This window comes from Paraburkholderia phenoliruptrix (assembly GCF_047325075.1).
Classification (GTDB): domain Bacteria; phylum Pseudomonadota; class Gammaproteobacteria; order Burkholderiales; family Burkholderiaceae; genus Paraburkholderia; species Paraburkholderia phenoliruptrix.
Genome location: NZ_CP168531.1, coordinates 1,237,297 through 1,254,648, shown reverse-complemented (window position 1 = coordinate 1,254,648; position 17,352 = coordinate 1,237,297). Strand labels below are relative to the sequence as shown.

The following is a 17,352-nucleotide window of genomic DNA, read 5'->3' as shown; positions in this document are numbered from 1 at the left end:
GCCCACGGCGCCCCCCGCAATAACCGCCGCGCCGCCCGACTCTACCGTCAGCTCTGCCGCCCGACCACTCCGGCCGCACCCTGCATCGCCGCGCGCCGCCGCTTGAACGCATAGCCCGCCCACATCACGACGAGCCATGCCGGCACGAGCCACACGGACACCGACAGCCCCGGCGTCATCGCCAGAATGACGAGAATCAACGCCATGAAGGCGAGGCAGATCCAGTTGCTCACAGGGAACCAGAACGACTTGAAGACAAGCGTCTCGCCAGCCGCCATCATCGCCCGGCGCGATTTCAAATGCGTCAGGCTGATCAGCGCCCAGTTAAGCACGAGCGCGGCGACCACGAGCGCCATCAGCAAGCCGAGCGCCTCGGCGGGAATCAGATAGTTGATGATCACGCAGGTGAACGTGGCGAGCGCAGACAAACCAATCGCCATATACGGCACGCCGCGCCGGTCGACCTTCATCAGCGCGCGCGGTGCATTGCCCTGCTCCGCCAGACCATAGAGCATGCGGCTATTCGCGTACACGCCGCTGTTGTACACCGACAGCGCCGCGGTCAGCACCACGACGTTGAGCACGTTGGCGGTCAGCGTCGAACCGATCTGCGAGAAGATCATCACGAACGGGCTGCCGCCAGCGGCGACTTCGTTCCACGGATACAGCGACAGCAGCACCGCGAGCGAGCAGATATAGAAAATCAGAATCCGGTAGATGACCTGATTCACGGCCTTCGGAATGCTCTTTTGCGGCTGGTCCGCCTCCGCCGCGGTGATGCCGATCAGCTCCAACCCGCCAAACGAAAACATGATGACGGCAAGCATCGTGAAGAGTCCATGAAAGCCGTGCGGGAAAAATCCGCCGTGGCTCCACAGGTTGCTGATCGACGCCTGCGGTCCGCCACGCCCGCTGAAAAGCAGATAGCCGCCGAACACGATCATGCCGATCACCGCGACCACCTTGACGATGGCGAACCAGAATTCCGTCTCGCCGTACGCCTTGACGTTCGCGAGATTGATCGCGTTGATGGCGGCAAAACAGACGAGCGCCGAGACCCATGTCGGCACGCCTGGCCACCAGTAATGGACGTAGGTGCCGACCGCCGTCAATTCGGCCATGCTGACGAGCACGTACAGCACCCAGTAGTTCCAGCCGGACAAAAAGCCCGGGAAGTCGCCCCAATACTTGTACGCGAAGTGGCTGAACGAGCCGGCCACCGGTTCCTGCGCGACCATTTCGCCGAGCTGGCGCATGATCATGAACGCGATGATGCCGCCGATGGCGTAGCCGAGAATCATCGACGGGCCGGCGGCTTGCAACACGCTCGCCGAGCCGAGAAAGAGGCCGGTGCCGATGGCGCCGCCCAGTGCAATCAGTTGGATATGGCGATTCTTGAGCCCGCGCTTCAGGCCGTCCTGCTGTCGTGCATTGTTCAAAGTGCGCCCCAGTGTATGGATTTCCGATCGCCCGATCAGACTTGTGGTCCGCCCCGGCAGAACCGAAAATTCTACCCCGGCCGATATTGTCCAAATACTGGTACCAACCCGCGCTTCGCGCTGCGCCACACCGGCTCGCGCGGATACAGGTTGTCACTGTCGCGCCGCTTCGGTATGTTGCCGTAGTCGGGTTTTCCGCCTCCGGAGATTCAGCATGTCGCCACAACGCCTGCTTTGCGCCGCCGTCTTGTGTCTCTGTTTCGCGGGCCCGGGCGCGTTTGCGCAGAATCCCGCGCCGGGTGTGGCGCAGTCGCCGTCGGCTGCGCCATCTGTCGCGCCGGGCGTCGCGCCCTCGCCGGAAGCCGCGCCCGACGCTGCCGGTCCCGCCGACACTGCGAGGCCCGGGGCCCCTGCCGACGCCCCCGCCGCCGAGGCAAGCGCAGCCGCCACGCCCACGGCGGCTTCGGCGACCCGCGCTGCATCTGCTGCCGCGCCTGCCGCTGCGCCTGCTGCCGCGCCTGCCGCCAAAACTGCCGCCGCCCAATCCGCCGCCACGCCCATGACCGGGCCCGTGCGCAACGTCGTGCTGGTCCACGGCGCGTTTGTCGACGGCTCGAGTTGGAACGGCGTCGTCGCCAAATTGCAGCAGAAGGGTTATCGCGTGAGTTCGGTGCAAAACCCGCTCACCTCGCTTGCCGACGATGTTGCGGCGACGCGTCGTGTGCTCGCCCGTCAGCAGGGTCCAACGATACTCGTCGGCCACTCGTGGGGCGGCGTGGTCATCACCGAAGCGGGCGCGAATGCGCCGAACGTCGCCGGCCTCGTGTACGTCGCGGCCATCGCGCCGGACCTGCACGAGTCGACAATGGATCTGTTAAAGCGCGCCGCGCCGATGCCGGCCGGCGAAAGCATCGTCAAGGATGCCAGCGGTTTTCTGTGGCTCGACCGCGGCAAGTATCACGCCGATTTCGCCGCCGACGTCCCCGAGAACCTGACCCGCGTGCTGTCCGCCGCACAGGTGCCGATCGCCGCCAGCGCGTTCGGCGAAACGGTCAGCCAGGTCGCGTGGAAAGAAAAGCCGTCCTGGTACGTGCTGACGACGAAAGACCGCGCGGTGTCGCCGGAGGTCGAAAGATTCATGGCCGAGCGGATGGGCGCCAGGATCGTGCCGGTGGCGTCGAGCCATCTCGCGCCGGTTTCGCATGCAGGCGCGATTGCCGATGTGATCGACCGCGCGGCGCGCGAGTTGAGCCGCCAGCAGTAGCGTCGAGACATCGCCGCCGCGCTGCCCGGCGGCACAACGCGATGCCTTCCGGCGTAGTCAGGCGTCGGCGCGGCGCGCCACCCGCTAGCGACCGCCCGTTACCGCAGCATGAACGACATCGCCGACAAACAGTTGAGCATGCGCACCGCATGTTCCGCCGACGGCGCGTCGAAACGCAGCGTAACCGCATCCACGCGAGCGAGCGTCGGCCATTGGCAGAACAGATCGGCGAGCGCGCTCGTCTGCACGCGCAATTCGCACGCCACCGGCCTGGCAGCGCCGCGCGTGGCCTGCGGCGCACGACCATCGGCGAGATGCTGCTCGACCACCTCGCGCGCCGCGCTCTGAATGGCCGCACGGGCGCTCGCCGGCGATTGTGTGACGCCGCTCGCGTGGCCCGTCGCCTGTTTCGTGACCACAAAGCGGGCGCCCGGAAAACGCGGCACGGTTTCCTCGGCGAACACGTCGTCGCCGGATAAAAGCGCCACCTGTGCACCGTATTCTTCCGCCAGCGCGCCATACAGACCCGCCTCGCCGACCTCGACGCCGTTCAGCGAAACCCGCGCGAACGCGAAACTGTTGATGGTGTGCGCGAGAATGCCGCGCGTTTGCGACATCGCGTGATAGCCGATCATGAAGACGAGCGCCGCGCCGTATTCAAGGCCGGCCATCATGCCGAGCGTGCGCGGTTTGCCGAGCACCACCTGGGCGCGCGCGTCGAGCAGATCGGGCAGCAGATTGCGAAAGCCGCCGTGGGAGTCGTTCACCCACACGTGCGTCGCGCCGCCGGCAAATGCGCCTTCGATTGCCGCGTTCGCTTCGAGCGTCATCCAGCGGCGCGCGGCTTCGTATTCGCCGTTGCCGGCACGCGTTTGCTCGGGGTGAAACACGCCGGCTATGCCTTCGATGTCGGCGGAAATAAGGACTTTCATCAGGAAGTGTGCTTGAGTAGTTGCGCGAGGTCGGGGACGCTCTCGCGCAGTGATAAACGCCGGTGGCCGTCGCGGCCGGTCACGGATTGCGCGCTCCACAACGCGTCGAGAATCGCCTGTTCGACGCTGTCCGCACACGCACGAAAGAGCGGGTCCATGTGCTGATCGGCGAGAAGCGGCGGCAGCTCGATATATTCCGCGAGATGCGGCACGGTGTAGGCCGTCGAAAACGCGAGCGCGATGTCGCCGCTGCCGTGGCCATAGACGGAGCCGGTCCGCGCGAGGCCCGCCGCCGCGCGTAACGAAAGGCGCTTAAGCTGACGTGCGTCGAGCGGGGCGTCGGTCGAGACGATCATGATGATCGAGCCTTGCTCGGGCTTTGCGGTTTGCGCCGCGCTGTGCGAATTCGCGGCCGCTGCGTCCTTCGCGTCCTTCACATTCGCCGCACGTTCGGCAAGCATGCGCCCAACCGGATGACCATCGATAACCAGCATCGGCAACCGTCCAAAGTTGGCGAGCACCAGCGCACCGACCGTGTAATCGCGCCCGGCAGCCTCCACCACGCGCGACGCAGTGCCGATGCCGCCCTTCAGATCGAAGCACGACATGCCGCGCCCTGCTCCGAGCGAGCCGCTTGCCACCATCGTGCTGGCCGCGGCGCAGGCGTCGTTGAAATGCTGTTCGCCGATTGCCAGCGCCTGAAGGTCGTTCAGGTAGCCGTCGTTGCACTCGAACACCAGCGGATTGACCGTCGGCCACGCTCGCCCGATGCGCGAGTCGGCGCGTATGGCCGCGCGAATCTGCGCCTGAGCGACCGCGGCCACGCCGAACGTATTGGTCAACGCGATCGGCGTTTCGAGTGTGCCGAGCTCCTCGACCTGCACGAGCCCGACGCTCTTGCCAAAACCGTTGATCACCGACGCCGCCGCCGGCACCTTATCGATAAACGGATCGCCCGGATGCGGATGGATCACGCTCACGCCGGTTTGTATCGCGCCTTCGGCGAGGGTGCAGTGTCCGACGCTCACACCCTCCACGTCGGCAATCGAATTCAGCGGACCGCTCGGCAATACGCCGATATGCGGCGCGCTCGCCGAACCACGCGAATCGTGCGCCTCTATCGAACTCATGGGCGGTCGAGCTTCGGATCGAGCGCGTCGCGCAAACCGTCGCCGAGCAGATTGAAGGCGAGCACCGTGAGGAAAATCGCGAGACTCGGAAACAGCGCGATATGCGGCGCGGTCACCATGTCCGCGCGCGCTTCGTTGAGCATCGCGCCCCACTCGGGCGTGGGCGGCTGCGCGCCCAGGCCGAGAAACGACAGGCTCGCGGCGGTGATGATCGACGTGCCGATCCGCATCGTGAAGTACACGACGACCGACGAGATCGTGCCCGGCAGGATATGACGCACGATGATCGTCCAATCCGACGCGCCGATACTGCGTGCCGCCTCGATATACGTGAGTTGCTTGAGCATCAGCGTATTGCCGCGCACGAGCCGTGCAAACGCAGGAATGCTGAAGATCGCTACTGCGCAGATCACATTGATCATGCCGTTGCCGAGAATCGCGACCACGCCGATGGCGAGCAGAATGCCCGGGAAAGCGAACAGCACGTCGGCCACGCGCATCGTGATGCGATCCCACCAGCCTTCGTAATAGCCGGCAAGCAAGCCGAAGAACGTGCCGATCACCGCGCCTATCGCGACGGAAAGAAAGCCCGCCTCGAGCGAAATGCGCGAGCCGGCGAGAATGCGGCTGAAAATATCGCGGCCCAGCGAATCGACGCCGAACCAGTGCCCGGCGGAAGGCCCCGCATTCAATGCGTCGTAGTCGAAGAAATTCTCCGGATCGTAGGGCACGATATGCGGCGCGGCAATCGCCACCACGATCAGCAGCAGCACAAAGATGCCGGCGGCGAGCGCCACATGCTGCTTGCGAAACTTGCGCCAGAACTCGCTCCACGGCGTGCGGATCGCGCGCTCGGCGCGGGCGGTCTGGGCGGCATCCGGCCCGGTGGCTGTCGTGCTCATGCGGACCTCACTTGAAACGGATAGTCGGATTGATCACGGCGTACAGCACGTCCACGATCAGGTTGATGATGATGAATTCGAGCGAGAACAGCAGTACCTCCGCCTGGATCACCGGATAGTCGCGCATCGACACGGCATCCACCAGCAGGCGCCCGAGCCCCGGCCAGTTGAACACGACCTCGACCACGATCGAGCCGCCGAGCAGGAAGCCGAACTGCAAACCCATCATCGTGACGACGGGAATCATCGCGTTGCGCAGGCAGTGTTTGACGATCACGAGCGGCTCGGGCACGCCCTTCGCGCGCGCGGTGCGCACGAAGTCTTCGTTCATCACTTCGACGAACGAGGCGCGCGTGAAGCGCGCCATCACGGCCGCGACAGCCGCGCCGAGCGTGAGCGAAGGAAGAATGTAGCTCTGCCATGATCCGTCGCCGACGATCGGCAGCCAGCCGAGCTTCACTGAGAAGATCTCCATCAGCAGCATGCCGAGCGCAAAGGCGGGAAACGAAATGCCCGACACGGCGAGCGTCATGCCGAGCCGGTCTGGCCAGCGGTTACGCCATACCGCCGAAACGATGCCGATACCCATGCCGAGCACGACTGCCCACACCATGCTCGCGAGCGTGAGCAGCAGCGTCGGCATGAAGCGTTCGCCGATCTCCTGACTCACCGGCCGCTTGCTGCGCGTCGAGGTGCCGAAATCGCCGTGCGCGATCTTCACGAAGAAGTGGGCAAACTGCTGCGGCATCGGCTTGTCGAGGCCGAGATCGGCGCGTACGAGCGCGACGGTCGCTTCGTCGGCATCCGGACCGGCAGCAAGCCGCGCCGGGTCGCCGGGCAACAGATGCACGAACAGAAAGACCAGCACCGCGACGATGAAGAGCGTCGGCAGCAGGCCAAAGAGACGTTTGACGAGGAAGTTCAGCATTGAAGCTCAATCCGGCAATGATACGGGCAACGAAATGTCATGTACCGCCATGAGGCAGGCGCACGGCGCGGCGCGCCCGCTTGGGGCAGGTCGCGCCGCACGCGAGGCCCATTACTTGATCGCGATTTCGTCGAAGTTGAACGAACCATCCGGCGCGACATAAGCACCCGACAGACGCTTGCTGCGCGCATACACGACCTTTTCCTTGACGAGGAAAATCCAAGGCGCGTCGGCCCAGATGCGCTTTTGTGCATCCGTGTACAGCTCGTTCTTCTTCGTGCGGTCAGTGGTTTCCAGCGCCTGCTTCAGATCGCCGTCGACGGCATCGTTCTTGTAGTAAGCCGTATTGACCATCTTCGGCGGGAAGGACACCGAAGCAAGGAGCGGCGTGATCGCCCAATCGGCCTCGCCCGTCGACGACGACCAGCCCGCGTAGTACATGCGCACCGGCGCGCTGGCCGCGTCCTGCGCGCTTTCCACCTTCGCGACGCGCTGGCCTGCCTCGAGCGCTTCGACCTGCGCCTTGACGCCGACTTGCGCCAGTTGCTGCTGCACGAACTGAATGACCTTCTGCGCGGTCGAGTAGTTATACGCGGACCACAGCGTCGTTTCGAAGCCGTTCGGATAACCGGCTTCCTTCAGCAATGCGCGCGCCTTGGCCGGATCGTACGGCCACGGGCCGAGCTTCACCGCGTAATCGACACCTTGCGGCACCACGCCGTCAGCGGGCGTGGCATAGCCGCCAAACACGACCTTCGTCAGCGCCTCCTTGTTGACCGCGTAGTTGAGCGCCTCACGCACCTTCGGATTGTCGAACGGCTTCTGATTCATGTTCAGGCTGATATAGCGCTGAATGATGGACGGCGACGCGATCAGATCGACCTTCGGGCTCGACTGCAATTGCGCGGCCTGTTCGAACGGCACCTGGAAGGCGAAATCCGCTTCGCCCGTGCGCATCAGCGCGGCGCGCGTGTTGTTGTCGACCACCGGCTTCCAGTCGATTGCGTCGATCTTCGGATAGCCCTTCTTCCAGTAGCCGGCGAACTTCTTCACCGTCAGATCGCCTGCCGGATCCCACTTCACGAATTCGAACGGGCCTGTGCCGACCGGATGAAACGCGATGTCCTTGCCGTATTTCTTCAGCGCGTCAGGCGAGATCATGACCGCCGACGGATGCGCGAGCACGTTGACGAACGCCGAGAACGGCGCCTTCAGCGTGATCTTCACCGTGTACGGATCGACCACCTCGGTCTTCTCGATACGGTTGAACATGTTGTAGCGCTTCAGCTTGTTCGCCGGATCCGTCACACGATCGAAGTTCGCCTTCACTGCCGCCGCGTTGAAGTCCGTGCCGTCCTGGAACTTCACGCCGTGACGCAACTTGAACGTATAGACGCGCGCGTCAGGGCTCGCCTCATAGCTGTCGGCGAGCACGTTGACGAGCTTCATGTCCTTGTCGAAGCCGAAGAGCCCTTGATAGAACGACTTCGCGACCGCTTGCGAGAGCGTGTCGTTGGCGTCGTACGGATCGAGCGTCGTGAAGGTCGAGGCGACGGCCATCACCGCGGTGGTTTCGGCGTGCGCTACGTTGCCCGCGAGCATCGCGAACACCACTGCGCCGCCGCCGAGCAGCGCGCGCAAACGAAACGGGGAAGACGGGACCAGCAGGTTCATGAGTTGACTCCAGGCTGCAAGGTGAAACGGGTTAGATTGCTCTTGTGAGGATGGGCCCTGCGACATCAATAAGCACCGCCCACGCTGTGCTGGGCGACGAAGTGATCCGGTCCCACGGCGACGAGCGGCGCCACGGCGGGTTCATCGTCCAATGCGCGGATGGGGCTCGGGATTTCATCGGCGGTGAGCATGCGTTTCGCGTGACGCCGCGCCGGGTCGGCCACGGGCACCGCGCCCATCAGCTTTCTCGTGTACGGATGCTGCGGCGCTTCGAACACCGCGCGGCGCGGACCGATTTCGACGATCTGCCCGAGGTACATCACCGCCACGCGGTGGCTCACGCGCTCGACCACCGCCATGTCGTGCGAGATGAACAGGTATGCAACGCCCAGCTCGCGCTGCAAATCGAGCATCAGATTGACGATTTGCGCCTGCACGGAGACATCGAGCGCGGAAACGGATTCGTCGGCGATCACGACTTTCGGATTCAATGCGAGCGCGCGCGCAATCGCAATGCGCTGCCGCTGACCGCCCGAAAATTCATGCGGATAGCGGCGCGCCGCGTCCGCCGGCAAGCCGACTTTCTCCAGCAGCCACGCGACGCGTGCCTGCGCCTCGGCGCCCTGCGCGACGCCGTGCACGAGGAGCGGCTCCATGATGGAAAAGCCGACCGTCAGCCGCGGATTGAGCGATGCAAAGGGGTCCTGAAAAATGAACTGGATATCGCGGCGCAGCGACTGCAAGGCGGCGCCCGTCAGCGAACTGATTTCCTTGCCGTTGAATTCGATCGATCCGCTCTGGCTCTCCACGAGCCGCAACAGCGAGCGGCCCGTGGTCGACTTGCCGCAGCCCGATTCGCCGACGAGCGCAAGCGTTTCGCCCGGCCGTAAGTCGAAACTGACTTTTTCGACCGCATGCACGCGGCCCGTCAGCCGGCCGAAGAGCCCGCTTCTCACTGGAAAGCGCGTGACGAGATCGCGCACGCGCAGAATAGGCGGGGTGCTTTCGTCGACGCGCGGCTGCGCTTCTTTCGCGACGGACGCCGCGGGGCGCACCGGCTCGTCGGCGCCGCTCGCGCTCGCCTGCTCGAGCGTCAGGATCGGAAACTTCGCGGGTTGGTCGGTGCCCTCCATGGCGCCCAGACGCGGCACGGCGGCAAGCAGCGCCTTCGTATAAGCATGCGACGGCGCGGCGAAAAGCGCGTCGGACGCGCCCTCCTCGACCTTTTCGCCTCGATACATCACGAGCACGCGGTCCGCGACTTCCGCGACCACGCCCATGTCGTGCGTGATGAAAATCACGCCCATGTTCATCTCGTCCTGCAAGCCGCGAATCAGTTGCAGGATCTGCGCCTGAATGGTCACGTCGAGCGCGGTGGTGGGTTCGTCGGCGATCAGGAGCGCCGGTTTGCATGAGAGCGCCATCGCGATCATCACACGCTGGCGCATGCCGCCCGACAGTTGATGCGGAAAACGCGCCGCCACGCGCCGCGCCTCCGGAATACGCACGAGTTCCAGCAGCCGCAGCGTTTCCGCGAAAGCCGCGGAGCGGCTCTTGCCCTGATGCAGCGAAATGGCCTCGCTGATCTGATCGCCCACCGTGAAGACCGGGTTGAGCGAGGTCATCGGCTCCTGGAAAATCATCGCGATGTCGGCGCCGCGAATCGAGCGCATCGAGCCGGACGACGCCTTCGCGAGGTCGAGCACGCCGCCGTCGCGGCGCCGGAACACGATGCTGCCGCCGGCAAGGCGCCCACCGCCCTGCTCGATCAGCCGCATCAACGCGAGCGATGTCACCGATTTGCCCGAGCCCGATTCGCCGACAATCGCGAGCGTTTCCCCGCGCTCAACCGTGAACGACAAATTGCGCACCGCGTTGAAAGTCGTCTCGCCGCTGCGAAATGCAACCGACAGGTTGTCGACCGCCAGCACTCGCTGTGGCGGCAAGGTGTCGATAAGCGAGCTGGCGATGTGCGATGAAGTCGGCACGGTGGTTCCTTTGAATTCGAACGCGCTGGCGCGCTTCGGCAATATTCAGGGTAACGAACTAACGGTAGATGGCCGTGACCGGTGTCTCGCCTACACGCGCGAAACCACGGTACATGCCCTCGGTATTGAACGGCAGCGCGATGTTGCCGCGTGCGTCGACGGCGATCAGGCCGCCGCGTCCGTCGATCTTCGGGAGGTGGTTCATGACCACGTCGTGCGCGGCGTCCTGCAAGGACACGTTGCGGTAGGCCATTTGCGCCGCGACGTCGTAGGCAGCGACCATGCGCATGAACATTTCGCCGGAGCCGGTCGTGGACACGGCGCACGTCGCGTCGTCCGCATAGCAGCCCGCGCCGATCAGCGGCGTGTCGCCGACGCGGCCCACCTGCTTGTTCGTGATGCCGCCAGTGGATGTCGCCGCGGCCACGTGGCCGTGCGCGTCGAGCGCGACCGCGCCCACCGTGCCGAACTTGCGGTTGGGATCGAGCGGCTCGTGCGGCGTGGGATCGTCGCCACCGCTGGCAGACGACGAAAAAGCAAAGCTCGCGCCGTCGTGATCGAGCATCGCGCGTTGCTGATCGCGCGCGAGCAGCCATTGGCGATGACGGGCCTCGGTGTCGAAATAGTCGGGCTCGACGAATTCGAGCCCCTGCGCCGCGGCGAAACTTTCGGCGCCTTCGCCGGTGAACAGCACATGCTCGCTGTGCTCGAGCACGCTGCGCGCTGCGAGGATCGGATTGCGCACGCGCTTCACGCAGCAGATCGCACCGGCTTCGAGCGTGCTGCCGTCCATGATCGCCGCGTCGAGCTCGTGCGTGCCCGCCGCCGTGTACACCGCGCCTCGCCCCGCGTTGAAGAGCGGACAGTCTTCGAGCAGGCGCACCGCTTCGCTGACGGCGTCGAGCGCGCTGCCGCCGTCGGCGAGCACGCGTTGGCCGGCGGCGAGCACCGCGTGCAGCGCCGCGTGATATTCGGCTTCGGCGTTGGCGGTGAGGGACGCGCGCACAATCGTGCCCGCCCCGCCATGAATGGCAATGACTGCGTTGGTGTTCATCGTTTGAGTTTGGGTTTGGCTTGCGTCGCACCGGGTTTTGCAACTGCGGTACGCGCCGGTTCGCGCGCGGCTTGGCCTGGCGCCTGCGTTGGCGTTGCGGTTGGCGCTTTCGTTGTTGACGTTTTTGTTGACGCTTTCGCTGCCGCGTTCGGGACCGCGGAGAGCGGATCGGTGAGCCACGGCAAGACGAATTCGGTGACTTCCGCGGCGGCCTTCACCGAACGTTTCGCGCGATATGCGACTGCGTCGCACAGCGCTTCGATCACGGCAAGAACAGCCGCGTCCGCGTTGGCCGCGAGCCGGCGTTCCGAGCGCACGTACAACGACAGATCGGCGAATTGCGCGAGCGGCGAGCGCGGACCGTCGGTCAGCGCCAGCACGCGTGCGCCGCGCGTGGCCGCACGGCGCGCCAGTTCGATGGTGTCGTCGACATAACGCGGAAACGCAATGCCGATCACGAGATCGCCCTCGCCGCAATTGAACAGACGCCGCGCCGCATGCGACGGCCCGCCGATGAATGCCAGCGACTGCACATTGTCGTGATACGCCATCAGCCCGTGCTCCATCAGCCCGGCGAGAAAGGCGCTCGTGCCGGCGCCGAGCACAAACACGCGACGCGCGGCGAGGATCGCCTCGACCGCGGCTTCGGCGGCGGCATTGTCGATCGCGGTGCGCGTCAGGTGCAGATTGTTGGCCGCCTGTTCGAGCGACGCGTCGACCACGTCGTCGCCGTCGGCGAGCGATTCCTGCGCGCTGCGCAGCCGTTCCACCGGCGCGAGCGTCGCCTCGAAGCCGCGCACGAGCGCGTCACGGAACTGCGGATAGCCGTCGAAACCGAGCGCGCGCGCAAAGCGATTCGCCGTCGCCACCGAAGCGCCGACCACGCTCGCCAGCTCGTCGATCCGCATGGTGGCCGCGCGAAACAGATTGGCCAGCACGTACTCGCCCATGCGCCGATGAATGGGCGTGAGCGTAGACATGGCTGCCTCGATGCGGGCGGCGATGGCCTGCTCGGCGGGATTGGATGCGACGGACGGTTGATGAATCATGCGGGCGAATGAGCGAGCGAGATGGATGGCCTCATGGCGTAAGCGAAATGCATGAAAGTATATTTACATGGAAATCGTCCGGAAAAAAATTCATTTTCATTTTTACGGGTTTGTCCTGGCGCTCGGTTCGCGTGGCTTGACCGTGGTCAACGTGATGCGCGGGCGGCACGCGAGGCTCCTGGCGGTGTTATTCTTCGCTCGCCATGAATCTCGAAAGCATTCTCTTTAGCCAGGGCTTCGGCTCGCGCCGCCAGTGCCGCGCGCTGATTGCCGACGCGCGCGTGAGCATCGACGGCACCGTCTGCACCGACGCCGATGCCGATTTCCCCGCTGGCGACGCAGCGTTTTGCTTTAGCGTCGACGGCGTGGTCTGGCCGTATCGCGAACGCGCCTATCTCCTGCTCAACAAGCCGGCGGGCTATGAGTGTTCGCGCGACCCGCAGCATCATCTGAGCGTGTTCAGTCTGTTGCCGCCGCAATTCGCCGAGCGTGGCGTGCAGTGCGTGGGCCGGCTCGATCAGGACACGACCGGCTTGCTGCTGCTGTCCGACGACGGGAAGTTCGTGCACACGTTCACATCGCCGAAACGCAAGGTGCCGAAGGTCTACGTGGCGACCACGCGCCATCCGCTCGACGACGCACAGTTGAGCCTGCTGCGCGACGGCGTGTTGCTGCACGGCGAGTCGAAGCCCGTCGCGGCCGTCGCCGCTGAGGCGCGCGGCGGGCACTCTCTCGCGCTCACCGTGATGGAGGGCAAGTACCACCAGGTCAAGCGGATGATCGCCGCAGCCGGCAATCGTTGCGAAGCGCTGCATCGCGAGCGCATTGGCGGACTGGCGCTGCCCGCGACGCTTGCGCCGGGCGCGTGGCAATGGCTCGATGAAACGGAGATCGCGTCCCTCGGATCTTCACCGAGCGGGTAAACCGGTACGACGCGCGTAACTCGCTGACGCCGCTGCGAAGTCACTGTGAGCAAGCGCACATTCGCGCGAAGACTGCCCGCACGTAACGCTGCGCCGCAGCATGCGGTTCGTCACGGCTCGCCCTATACTCGTTTAAACAAAGACTACAAAGAGTTCAAGGAGGGGCCATGATTGTCCATGGCGGAATCATGATCTCGTATGGGATGGTGGCGTTTGTGTGCCTCGGGGTGCTGCTGATCGGCGGATTGCTGATCGCAATGCGGGTGCGGCACAAATACCATCCGAATCTGATCGGCGCGCTGATCGGCGGATTGCTGTGTTTCCTGCTGCTCGAGGCGCTGCCCGCGCTGACCTGAGCGACGCGCAGCTATCTGTTTGACTTTGGCTGCGCTCGCGCGCTGCGCGTTACGCACGTTACGCCGGGTGCGGCTTGCCGCTCGCGGCTTCGTGCAAAAAATCGTCGACGCTCGGGTAGCGCAGGCGCACACCCAGTTCTTCTTTCAGGCGGCGGTTCACGAGCCGCCTCGACTCGCGCATGAACGACAGCAAGGTCGGCTCGATCTGCTCCTCGGCCTGCGCCCGCGTGATGCGCGGCGGGCGTGCCAAACCGAATGCATCGGCAACCCGATCGAAGTACTCGCCCATTTTCAGCGACGAGTCGTCGGACGCGTGAATCGCGCGCGCCGGCCGCCCGCGCAAGGCAAGGCGCACGAGGATCGCGGCGAGATCGTCGGCGTGAATGTGGTTCGTGTAGACGTCGTCTGCAGCGACGAGCGCGGGCGTACCTTTTTCGAGCCGCCCAAGCGGCAGGCGATTGCCCGCATAAATCCCCGGAATCCGCGCGATGCTCGCGGCAATCGCGCCGCGCGCCGTCGCGCGCCGCAGTTGCTGCTCGGCGGACACACGGCGCTTTGCACGTGCATTGGCCGGCGCGACGACGCGCGTCTCGTCGATCCATGCGCCGCCGCAATCGCCATATACGCCCGTCGTGCTTGCGTAGACGAGGCGCGGCGGCACGCGCGAAGCGGCGGTACGGCGAAGGCCGTCGGGTACAATATTGGCTGGTTCCGCGGCTGCCCACGAGGCGCGCGCGCGGCGCAGACGTCCAACCGGCGCAAAGGCGGCGCGAGCCCGCGGCAAAGCGAGATCGCGGCGCATACCGAGGGTTGCGAGCAACGCGCGGGTGCGGCGGTCGTCGTCGCCGGTTTTCTGCGGCGGTGCGAGATGCAGCACGGTCGGCGCGAGGCCCGCGAGCCGCTTCAGGCTGCGGCGCGCGTCGAGGTCGCCGACGAGCGGAGACACGCCCGCCGCGCGCAATTCGGCGCTGCGCGCCGCGTGGCTGGTGAGTGCGAAGACGTGAGCGTGCGGGCGCAGCAGCGGCACGCAGCGCATGCCGACATCACCGCACCCTACGATCAACACGCGTGGACGGCGGAAGTTTCGTGTCGCTTTCATGGTGCACGCATTGTAGCCGTCAAGCGCCGCGGGCACCGGGCGGTGTGGCGTGCCGTCGCGGCGCCTGCCGAAGCGGCCTGCTGGGCCGGCCAATTAACGATTACCGACTTTTCCAATTCGAACACTTATGGCATTTAACGTCACGCTCCGGCAAAGCGGCCGGCAGTTTCAGGTAGAACAGGACGAACCGGTGCTGAACGCGGCCTTGCGTCAAGGCATCGGTTTGCCGTACGGCTGCAAGAACGGCGCGTGCGGTTCGTGCAAGGGTGCCGTGGTGAACGGCCAGGTCGAGCAGCGCGCGCATTCGTCGTCGGCTTTGTCGAACGATGAAAAAACTCGCGGCATGGCGCTCTTCTGTTGCGCGACGGCGTGCTCGGATCTGGAAATCGACATCCGCGAAGTCGCGGGCGTGGGCGACGTGCAGGTGAAGAAGCTGCCGTGCCGCGTCAATGCAATCGAGCGCAAGGCCGACGACGTCGTGGTGCTCAAGCTGCAACTGCCCGCGAATGAACGCCTGCAGTATCTGGCCGGCCAGTACCTCGAATTCATTCTGAAGGACGGCAAGCGACGCAGTTATTCGATGGCGAACGCGCCGCACACCGAAGGCCCGATCGAGCTGCATATCCGTCATATGCCCGGCGGCGCCTTCACCGACCACGTGTTCAACACGATGAAAGAGCGTGACATCCTGCGCTTCGAAGCGCCGCTCGGTACTTTCTTCCTGCGCGAAGAGTCGGACAAGCCCATCGTGCTGCTCGGCTCGGGCACGGGCTTCGCGCCGCTGAAGGCGATCGTCGAACATGCGGTGTTCAAGAATCTCAACCGCCCGATGACGCTCTACTGGGGCGCGCGTCGCAAGAAAGACCTGTATCTGCTCGAACTGGCCGAGCAATGGGCGCGTGAGATTCCGAACTTCAAGTTCGTGCCCGTGCTCTCGGAGCCCGACGCGAGCGATGCGTGGACCGGCCGCGTGGGCTTCGTGCATCGCGCGGTGATCGAAGATCTGCCCGATCTGTCCGCGTATCAGGTGTATGCGTGCGGCGCACCGGTCATGGTCGAATCGGCGCAGCGCGACTTCACGCAGCACCACGGCCTGCCCGAAGACGAGTTCTACGCGGACTCGTTCACGAGCGCCGCGGATCTCGCGAATGCGGTCTGAGCGAAACGCCGACACCACGCGCCGATGCAAATTCATGGTTTACACCGGCGCTTTCCTTGTCGTATTCTTTCGCGCATGAACCGCATCCAGTCCGAACTTCGACGTCGCCGCTCGCCGCTTCCCTAGGGACGCCGCCGGCTTCGTCACGGATTCGCGCTATAACAGAGCGCACGCTGTTCGAATCATGAAAGCCACGGCATGCCGTGGCTTTTTTGTTTTTCCGCCTCATTCACCTCTTACCCGCTGCCTGGAGCCTGCCGTCATGAATTTCAATGAGTACCCGATCGAGTCGCTGATGTACATCACGAACCGGCCCGAAATCGTTTTCACGCACGGCAAGGGCTCGTGGCTCTACGATAACAACGGCAAGCGCTATCTGGACTTCATTCAGGGCTGGGCGGTCAATTGCCTCGGTCATTGCAACGAAGGCATGATCGAAGCCCTGAACACGCAGGCCACACTGCTCTTCAATCCGTCGCCGGCTTTTTACAATGAGCCGATGGCGAAGCTCGCCGGGCTTCTCACACAACACAGCTGCTTCGACAAGGTGTTTTTCGCGAACAGCGGCGCGGAAGCGAACGAAGGCGCGATCAAGCTCGCGCGCAAGTGGGGCAAGAAGTTCAAGGACGGCGCGTTCGAAATCATCACCTTCGACCACAGCTTCCACGGCCGCACACTCGCCACCATGTCGGCAAGCGGCAAGCCGGGCTGGGACACCATCTACGCGCCGCAAGTGCCGGGCTTTCCGAAGGCGGATCTGAACGACATCGCCTCGGTCGAAAAGCTGATCAACGCAAAAACGGTTGCGGTGATGCTCGAACCGATTCAGGGCGAAGGCGGCGTGATCCCCGCGACGCGCGAGTTCATGCAGCAACTGCGCGAGTTGACCCGCAAGCACAACCTGCTTCTGATCGTCGACGAAGTGCAAAGCGGCTGCGGCCGCGCCGGTACCTTGTTCGCGTATGAGCTGTCGGGCATCGAGCCGGACATCATGACGCTCGGCAAGGGCATCGGCGGCGGCGTGCCGCTCGCGGCGCTGCTCTCGAAGGCGGAAGTGGCGGTGTTCGAAGCCGGCGATCAGGGCGGCACCTACAACGGCAATCCGTTGATGACCGCGGTCGGCTACTCGGTGATCTCGCAACTCACGGCGCCGGGATTCCTCGAAGGCGTGCGCGCGCGCGGCGAATACCTGCGGGCGAAGCTGCTGGAGCTGTCGGAAGAACGCGGCTTTAACGGCGAGCGCGGCGAAGGTCTGCTGCGCGCGCTGCTGCTCGGCAAGGACATCGGCAACCAGATCGTCGAAAAGGCGCGCGACATGCAGCCCGACGGCCTGCTGCTGAACGCGGCGCGCCCGAACCTGCTGCGCTTCATGCCGGCGCTCAATGTCACGAACGAAGAGATCGACCAGATGATGGCGATGCTGCGCTCGATTCTCGACACGCTCTAACGAAAGCG

The 17,352-nt window shown here is 64.7% G+C and carries 15 protein-coding genes; 5 read left to right on the top strand and 10 right to left on the bottom strand.

The features are described 5' to 3' along the window. Nucleotides 1-47: 47 nt before the first annotated feature. Nucleotides 48-1,439 (bottom strand): amino acid permease, encoded by a 1,392-nt coding sequence (locus ACEN8U_RS17800; RefSeq protein WP_013589371.1) that lies wholly within the window; start codon nucleotides 1,437-1,439, stop codon nucleotides 48-50. Nucleotides 1,440-1,653: 214 nt separating this feature from the next. Between ACEN8U_RS17800 and ACEN8U_RS17795 the strand changes: the two genes are divergently transcribed. After that, nucleotides 1,654-2,703, top strand: coding sequence for an alpha/beta fold hydrolase (locus ACEN8U_RS17795; protein ID WP_015003558.1), 1,050 nt, complete (start codon nucleotides 1,654-1,656; stop codon nucleotides 2,701-2,703). A gap of 98 nt (nucleotides 2,704-2,801) precedes the next feature. Here the strand turns inward: ACEN8U_RS17795 and ACEN8U_RS17790 are convergent, their stop codons facing one another. The 8 genes from ACEN8U_RS17790 to ACEN8U_RS17755 form a co-directional block, all read right to left on the bottom strand. After that, nucleotides 2,802-3,635 (bottom strand): M55 family metallopeptidase, encoded by an 834-nt coding sequence (locus ACEN8U_RS17790; RefSeq protein ID WP_015003559.1) that lies wholly within the window; start codon nucleotides 3,633-3,635, stop codon nucleotides 2,802-2,804. Further along, a complete protein-coding gene (locus ACEN8U_RS17785) occupies nucleotides 3,635-4,765 on the bottom strand; it encodes a P1 family peptidase (protein WP_015003560.1) in 1,131 nt (376 codons plus the stop codon). The genes ACEN8U_RS17790 and ACEN8U_RS17785 overlap by 1 nt, the downstream gene beginning before the upstream one ends. Then, nucleotides 4,762-5,667: a glutathione ABC transporter permease GsiD gene (gsiD, locus tag ACEN8U_RS17780; protein ID WP_015003561.1), complete on the bottom strand. Its 906-nt coding sequence runs from the start codon at nucleotides 5,665-5,667 to the stop codon at nucleotides 4,762-4,764. The genes ACEN8U_RS17785 and gsiD overlap by 4 nt, the downstream gene beginning before the upstream one ends. A gap of 7 nt (nucleotides 5,668-5,674) precedes the next feature. Then, nucleotides 5,675-6,595: a glutathione ABC transporter permease GsiC gene (gene gsiC, locus ACEN8U_RS17775; protein WP_013589376.1), complete on the bottom strand. Its 921-nt coding sequence runs from the start codon at nucleotides 6,593-6,595 to the stop codon at nucleotides 5,675-5,677. Between the two features lie 111 nt (nucleotides 6,596-6,706). Next, nucleotides 6,707-8,269, bottom strand: coding sequence for a glutathione ABC transporter substrate-binding protein GsiB (gene gsiB, locus ACEN8U_RS17770; protein ID WP_015003562.1), 1,563 nt, complete (start codon nucleotides 8,267-8,269; stop codon nucleotides 6,707-6,709). Between the two features lie 65 nt (nucleotides 8,270-8,334). Beyond that, nucleotides 8,335-10,257 carry a dipeptide ABC transporter ATP-binding protein gene (locus tag ACEN8U_RS17765; RefSeq protein ID WP_041746371.1) on the bottom strand — a complete coding sequence of 641 codons (1,923 nt, stop codon included), beginning with the start codon at nucleotides 10,255-10,257 and terminating at the stop codon, nucleotides 8,335-8,337. 58 nt (nucleotides 10,258-10,315) lie between these two features. Next, complete coding sequence (locus ACEN8U_RS17760; protein WP_310107130.1) at nucleotides 10,316-11,311, bottom strand: isoaspartyl peptidase/L-asparaginase; 996 nt, start codon at nucleotides 11,309-11,311, stop codon at nucleotides 10,316-10,318. Beyond that, the gene (locus ACEN8U_RS17755; protein WP_175126329.1) at nucleotides 11,308-12,360 is read right to left on the bottom strand and encodes a MurR/RpiR family transcriptional regulator; all 1,053 of its coding nucleotides are present in this window, start codon (nucleotides 12,358-12,360) and stop codon (nucleotides 11,308-11,310) included. The genes ACEN8U_RS17760 and ACEN8U_RS17755 overlap by 4 nt, the downstream gene beginning before the upstream one ends. A 203-nt stretch (nucleotides 12,361-12,563) precedes the next feature. On the opposite strand from ACEN8U_RS17755, the gene ACEN8U_RS17750 reads away from it, so the two are divergent. Both ACEN8U_RS17750 and ACEN8U_RS17745 read left to right on the top strand, forming a co-directional pair. Further along, a complete protein-coding gene (locus ACEN8U_RS17750) occupies nucleotides 12,564-13,283 on the top strand; it encodes a pseudouridine synthase (RefSeq protein WP_015003566.1) in 720 nt (239 codons plus the stop codon). Nucleotides 13,284-13,450: 167 nt separating this feature from the next. Then, nucleotides 13,451-13,639 (top strand): hypothetical protein, encoded by a 189-nt coding sequence (locus ACEN8U_RS17745; RefSeq protein ID WP_013589382.1) that lies wholly within the window; start codon nucleotides 13,451-13,453, stop codon nucleotides 13,637-13,639. A gap of 58 nt (nucleotides 13,640-13,697) precedes the next feature. On the opposite strand, the gene ACEN8U_RS17740 is transcribed toward ACEN8U_RS17745, so the two are convergent. After that, nucleotides 13,698-14,738, bottom strand: coding sequence for an NAD-dependent dehydratase (locus ACEN8U_RS17740; protein WP_041746372.1), 1,041 nt, complete (start codon nucleotides 14,736-14,738; stop codon nucleotides 13,698-13,700). 127 nt (nucleotides 14,739-14,865) lie between these two features. On the opposite strand from ACEN8U_RS17740, the gene ACEN8U_RS17735 reads away from it, so the two are divergent. Together ACEN8U_RS17735 and ACEN8U_RS17730 are read left to right on the top strand one after the other, a co-directional pair. Further along, complete coding sequence (locus ACEN8U_RS17735; protein WP_013589384.1) at nucleotides 14,866-15,897, top strand: CDP-6-deoxy-delta-3,4-glucoseen reductase; 1,032 nt, start codon at nucleotides 14,866-14,868, stop codon at nucleotides 15,895-15,897. 262 nt (nucleotides 15,898-16,159) lie between these two features. Next, nucleotides 16,160-17,344 carry an acetylornithine transaminase gene (locus tag ACEN8U_RS17730; protein ID WP_015003568.1) on the top strand — a complete coding sequence of 395 codons (1,185 nt, stop codon included), beginning with the start codon at nucleotides 16,160-16,162 and terminating at the stop codon, nucleotides 17,342-17,344. Nucleotides 17,345-17,352: the final 8 nt, after the last annotated feature.

What these genes read in the sequence shown, in the direction of transcription:
- ACEN8U_RS17730 (WP_015003568.1), top strand. Translation starts at nt 16,160, where the DNA reads ATGAATTTCAATGAGTACCCGATCGAGTCGCTGATGTACATCACGAAC.
- ACEN8U_RS17760 (WP_310107130.1), bottom strand. Translation starts at nt 11,311, where the DNA reads ATGAACACCAACGCAGTCATTGCCATTCATGGCGGGGCGGGCACGATT.
- ACEN8U_RS17755 (WP_175126329.1), bottom strand. Translation starts at nt 12,360, where the DNA reads ATGATTCATCAACCGTCCGTCGCATCCAATCCCGCCGAGCAGGCCATC.
- ACEN8U_RS17790 (WP_015003559.1), bottom strand. Translation starts at nt 3,635, where the DNA reads ATGAAAGTCCTTATTTCCGCCGACATCGAAGGCATAGCCGGCGTGTTT.
- ACEN8U_RS17745 (WP_013589382.1), top strand. Translation starts at nt 13,451, where the DNA reads ATGATTGTCCATGGCGGAATCATGATCTCGTATGGGATGGTGGCGTTT.
- ACEN8U_RS17785 (WP_015003560.1), bottom strand. Translation starts at nt 4,765, where the DNA reads ATGAGTTCGATAGAGGCGCACGATTCGCGTGGTTCGGCGAGCGCGCCG.
- gsiD (WP_015003561.1), bottom strand. Translation starts at nt 5,667, where the DNA reads ATGAGCACGACAGCCACCGGGCCGGATGCCGCCCAGACCGCCCGCGCC.
- ACEN8U_RS17795 (WP_015003558.1), top strand. Translation starts at nt 1,654, where the DNA reads ATGTCGCCACAACGCCTGCTTTGCGCCGCCGTCTTGTGTCTCTGTTTC.
- gsiC (WP_013589376.1), bottom strand. Translation starts at nt 6,595, where the DNA reads ATGCTGAACTTCCTCGTCAAACGTCTCTTTGGCCTGCTGCCGACGCTC.
- ACEN8U_RS17735 (WP_013589384.1), top strand. Translation starts at nt 14,866, where the DNA reads ATGGCATTTAACGTCACGCTCCGGCAAAGCGGCCGGCAGTTTCAGGTA.
- ACEN8U_RS17740 (WP_041746372.1), bottom strand. Translation starts at nt 14,738, where the DNA reads ATGAAAGCGACACGAAACTTCCGCCGTCCACGCGTGTTGATCGTAGGG.
- gsiB (WP_015003562.1), bottom strand. Translation starts at nt 8,269, where the DNA reads ATGAACCTGCTGGTCCCGTCTTCCCCGTTTCGTTTGCGCGCGCTGCTC.
- ACEN8U_RS17750 (WP_015003566.1), top strand. Translation starts at nt 12,564, where the DNA reads ATGAATCTCGAAAGCATTCTCTTTAGCCAGGGCTTCGGCTCGCGCCGC.